The sequence below is a fragment of the Kitasatospora sp. NPDC007106 genome (assembly GCF_040634455.1).
Taxonomy (GTDB): Bacteria; Actinomycetota; Actinomycetes; order Streptomycetales; family Streptomycetaceae; genus Kitasatospora; species Kitasatospora arboriphila.
The window spans coordinates 1-4,438 of the sequence record NZ_JBEYFP010000498.1 but is presented as its reverse complement, the minus strand read 5'-3'; the positions used below and the strand labels follow the sequence as shown (position 1 = coordinate 4,438).

The following is a 4,438-nucleotide window of genomic DNA, read 5'->3' as shown; positions in this document are numbered from 1 at the left end:
GCCGTAGCGCTGGCTCCAGAAGTCGGTGCCCCAGGCGTCGTTGAGCCGGTCGAGGGTGGTGTACCGGTGCTGGAGCCATCCCGGATCCGCGCGCGGCGCGCCGGTGTCAGCCCGTCTTCGGCAGGCCGGGCGGGTTGATCTCGGAGGTCCGCACGGCCTCCTCGTCCAGGCCCCACCGCTTGAGGACCTGTCCGTAGGTGCCGTTCCGGATGATCTCGTTGATGGCCGCGTTCACCGCCTTGACCAGCCCGTTGTCCTTCTTGGTGGTGGCGGCGATCTTGCCGAGGACGTCGGTGCCGCCGCCGGAGTACGTGCCGATGACCTCGGTCTCGCCGGTCTGCGCGGCGTGGAAGGCCTCGGTCGGGTTGGGGCCGAGCCAGGCGTCGATCCGGCCCGAGGAGAGCGCCAGGTAGTAGTCGGAGGAGTTCTGGTAGTACTTGATGTCGACCGGCTTGAGGCCGGCCCGGACGTTCCGGTCGTTCCAGGCGACGAGCAGCTTCTCCTGGTTGGTGCCGGAGGAGGTGCCGATGGTGTGCCCGGCGACGTCCTTCGGCCCGGTGACCCGCCAGCTGCCGCCCTTCCTCGCCTCGAAGCCGAGGACGTCGAGCCGGTAGGTGGCGAAGTCGTACTTCTCCTTGCGGGCCTCGGTGACGGTGATGTTGGTGATGCCGAGGTCGTACTTGCCGCTGTCGAGGCCGACGAAGACGTTCTCCCAGGAGACCGGGTTGAGTTCGACCTTCAGGCCGAGGACGTTGCCGATCAGGTGCGCGAGGTCGGGTTCCGCGCCGATGATCGTCCGGTCGTCGGTGGCGTGGAAGTCGAGCGGCGGGACCGTCCCCAGCGAGTCGACCACCTGGAGGGTCCCTCTTCGGCGGATCTCCTCCGGAACGAGGGCGGCGATCGCGTCCACCTCGGGCGTGGTGACGCGGTGCTGGTCCGGGGTCAGGTTGATCGTGACGCCGTTGGGGGCGGTGCCCGACTTCGCTCCGGCGAGGTCGGCGGAGGCGCCGGTGGAGGCGGAGCCGCAGGCGGTGAGGAGGAGGGCGGCGGCAGCGGCGGCGAGGGTGCGGCGGGGCAGGGACACGGCGGGCTCCTGTGCGGGTGCGCTGGACTGTGCGGGATTCAGAGGACCTTGGAGAGGAAGGCGCGGGTGCGTTCGTGCTGCGGATGGTCGAGGACGGCCTCGGGCGGGCCCTGCTCGACGACCACGCCGCCGTCCATGAAGACGACGGTGTCGGCGACCTCGCGGGCGAAGCCGATCTCGTGGGTGACGACGATCATGGTGGTGCCGGACGCGGCGAGGTCCCGGATCACGTCCAGCACCTCGCCGACCAGTTCGGGGTCGAGCGCCGAGGTGGGTTCGTCGAAGAGCAGCACCTTGGGTTCCAGGGCGAGTGCCCGGGCGATCGCGACCCGCTGCTGCTGACCGCCGGAGAGCCGGCGCGGGTACTCCCCGGCCTTGTCGGCGAGGCCGACCCGGGCGAGCAGGTCCAGGGCGGTGGCCCGGGCCTCGGCCCTGGACCGGCCGAGGGCGCTCACCGGTGCCTCGGTCAGGTTCTCCAGCACCGTGAGGTGCGGGAAGAGGTTGAAGCCCTGGAAGACGAAGCCGATCCGGGTGCGCTGGCGCAGCACCTCGCGCTCCTTCAGCTCGTACAGCCGGCCGCCGGAGCGGCGGTAGCCGATGAGTTCGCCGTCGACGGAGACGGTCCCGCGGTCCAGCTTCTCCAGGTGGTTGACGGCCCGCAGCAGGGTGGACTTGCCCGACCCGGACGGGCCGAGCACGACGGTGACCGAGCCGGCGGCGGCCTGCAGGTCCACGCCGCGCAGCACCTCCAGTCGGCCGAAGCTCTTGTGGACGCCGCGGACGTCCACCATGGCGGTCGCGGTCATCGCGGGCCTCCCGAGGGGCTGGGCCGGTTCTCGGTGATCCGGCGGACGAGGTCCCGGGCCCGCTGCAGCGGGCCGGGCGGCGGGGTGCGGTCGGCGCCGCGGGCGAAGTGCCGCTCGATCCAGTACTGGCCGATCGACAGCAGGGTGGTGAGCAGCACGTACCAGGCGGTGGCGACCATGAGCAGCGGGACGACCCGGCCGGTGCGGCCGTAGACGACCTGGACCTGGTAGAAGAGTTCGCCGATCGCCATCACGTAGACCACCGAGGTGGCCTTGAACAGCGAGACGATCTCGTTGGCGGCGTTCGGCAGGATGCCGCGCATGGCCTGCGGCAGGACGATCCGCCGGGCCTGCCGCAGCCGGGGGATGCCGAGCGCCGCGGCGGCCTCCGCCTGGCCGGTGTCGACGGCGAGGACCCCGGCGCGGACGATCTCCGCGGCGAAGGCGGCCTGGTGCAGGGCGAGGCCGAGGACGGCCGCGCCGAAGGCGCCGAGCGCGTGCACGGTGTCGAACTCCCACAGCACCGGCCCGAACGGGATGCCGAGGCCGAACCGCCGGTACAGGTAGGAGAGGTTGAACCAGAAGACCAACTGGACGATGAGCGGGATCGAACGGAACGCCCAGACGTACGTCCAGCCGATGGCCCGCAGGATCGCGCTGCGGGAGAGCCGCAGTGCGGCGACCGCGGCGCCGAGCGCGAAGCCCAGCAGGGTGGCCCAGAAGGTGAGTCGGAGCGTGATGCCGACGGCCCGGAGGATGGTGTCGGTGGCGAAGTGGGCCCGGAACGTGGGCCAGTCCCAGCCGGGGTTGGTGGCGAGGCCGTGCAGGAACTGCGCGACCAGGACGAGCGCGGCGGCGCCGGCCGCCCAGCGCCACGGATGGCGCGCGGGGACGACCGGGAGGCCGGCGTCGCCGGGCGGCCCGGTTCCGGGCCCGGCGGTCCGCTCGGGTGCGGCGGTGGTCATGGCGGGACTCCTCTGCGGGGCGGACACGGGATCACGGGTGCTCGGGCGGGCTGATCCGCGAAGTGGTGACGGCGGAGTCCTGGGTGCCCCACTTCTGCAGGATGCGCGCGTACGTGCCGTCCTCGATCAACCGGTTGACGGCGGCCTGGAAGGCCGGGGTGAGCGGCGAGCCCTTCTTGAAGGCGAAGCCGACGTCGAGGCGGTGGAACTCGCCGAGGAAGCGGGTGCCGGCGGCGGGCTGCGCGGCCTGGTGGCGCAGCCCGTTGATGGTGGACATCACCACGTCGATCCGGCCCTGCTGCAGCCCGGTGAGGACGGCGCCGCTGTCGGAGAACGCCCTGACCTCGTAGGGCTTGCGGCCGGCCGCGGCGCAGACGTCCTTCTTCGCGTTCAGCGTGGTCTCGAAGGTGGTGCCGGCGCCGGTGCCGATGACCAGGCCGCAGAGCTGGACGAGGTCGGTCACCTGCTGCAGCCGGGTGTCGTCCTTGCGGACGGCGAAGCCCTGGCCGTCGTCGACGTAGGTGACGAAGTCGATCGTCCTCAGCCGGGCGGTGGTGACGCCGAAGTTGCCGGTGCCGACGTCGTACTTGCCGCTGCCGAGGGCGGGCAGGATGGTCTCGAAGGCGGCGTCCTCGCGCTGCACGGTGAGGCCGAGGACCTTGGCGACGGCGTCGGCGACGTCGACGTCCAGCCCGGCCGGGGTCTTCTTCGCCGGGTCGGGGTAGAAGGCGCTCGGCGGGGTGCCGACGGCGCCGCCGAGCCGGATCGTGCCGGCCCTCCTGACCTCCTCGGGCAGCAGCGCGGCCACCGCGTCGACCTTCCGCACGCCGGAGACCACGTCGTGCGAGGCGGCCTCGACCGCGGAGGCTCCGACGGCGGGCCGGGCCGGTGCCGGGTCCGCGCCGCAGCCGGCCAGCAGGAACACTGCGGCGGCTGCGGCAACGGCGGGTGTGCGTCTCACGGTTCGGGGGCCTCTCTCGGTTCGGCGGCCGCCGGGCGGCGGTCCGTCAGGTGCTTCTCGAAGGGCAGCGGGTGCAGCGCGCCCGGGGGTGCGTCCAGGTCGAACAGCGGGGTGTAGCCGGCCGCCAGGTAGAGCTGCCTGGCCTCCGGCTGCCGGGAGCCCGTGGTGAGGAGGATCCGCCGGTAGCCCTCGGCGGTCGCGGCCCGCTCCAGTTCGGCGAGGACCCGCCGGGCGAGGCCGCGGCGCCGGTGCGCCGAGTGCGTCCACATCCGCTTCACCTCGGCGGTGCCGGGATCGCCGTGGCGCCGGTACGCACCGCCGGCGACCGGCTCGCCCCGCTCCAGCAGGAGCAGCAGCAGACCGCCCGGCGGGGCGAACTCCTCGGGCGGGTGGCGGGCCATCTCCTCGTGCCCGCCGGGTCCGTAGCGGCTGACGTACTCGTGGGTGAGCTCGTGCACCAGCGGCTCGGCGACCGGGTCGTCCAGCCGGACGGCCCGGACCTCGACGGTGGTGCTCACGCCCGGGCCGCGGCCCGGGTCGTGCCCGCGCGGAGCAGCCCCCCCGCCCCGGCCACCCCCAAACACGCGTCCCGCGTTGGGAACACCACACCGACCATAAGGGT

At 73.0% G+C, this 4,438-nt stretch carries 5 protein-coding genes and 1 pseudogene; all 6 read right to left on the bottom strand.

The features are described 5' to 3' along the window. Window positions 1–69 (bottom strand): annotated as a pseudogene (locus ABZ641_RS27015) (beta-galactosidase); the annotation flags it as partial. Window positions 70–106: 37 nt separating this feature from the next. Further along, window positions 107–1,084: an ABC transporter substrate-binding protein gene (locus tag ABZ641_RS27010; RefSeq protein ID WP_344623327.1), complete on the bottom strand. Its 978-nt coding sequence runs from the start codon at window positions 1,082–1,084 to the stop codon at window positions 107–109. Window positions 1,085–1,122: 38 nt separating this feature from the next. After that, window positions 1,123–1,890, bottom strand: coding sequence for an amino acid ABC transporter ATP-binding protein (locus ABZ641_RS27005; protein ID WP_359985744.1), 768 nt, complete (start codon window positions 1,888–1,890; stop codon window positions 1,123–1,125). Then, complete coding sequence (locus ABZ641_RS27000) at window positions 1,887–2,855, bottom strand: amino acid ABC transporter permease (protein WP_344623325.1); 969 nt, start codon at window positions 2,853–2,855, stop codon at window positions 1,887–1,889. Before ABZ641_RS27000 ends, ABZ641_RS27005 begins: the two co-directional genes overlap by 4 nt. Before the next feature lie 31 nt (window positions 2,856–2,886). Beyond that, window positions 2,887–3,816 carry an ABC transporter substrate-binding protein gene (locus ABZ641_RS26995; protein WP_344623324.1) on the bottom strand — a complete coding sequence of 310 codons (930 nt, stop codon included), beginning with the start codon at window positions 3,814–3,816 and terminating at the stop codon, window positions 2,887–2,889. Further along, window positions 3,813–4,334: a GNAT family N-acetyltransferase gene (locus tag ABZ641_RS26990; protein ID WP_359985742.1), complete on the bottom strand. Its 522-nt coding sequence runs from the start codon at window positions 4,332–4,334 to the stop codon at window positions 3,813–3,815. The genes ABZ641_RS26995 and ABZ641_RS26990 overlap by 4 nt, the downstream gene beginning before the upstream one ends. Window positions 4,335–4,438: the final 104 nt, after the last annotated feature.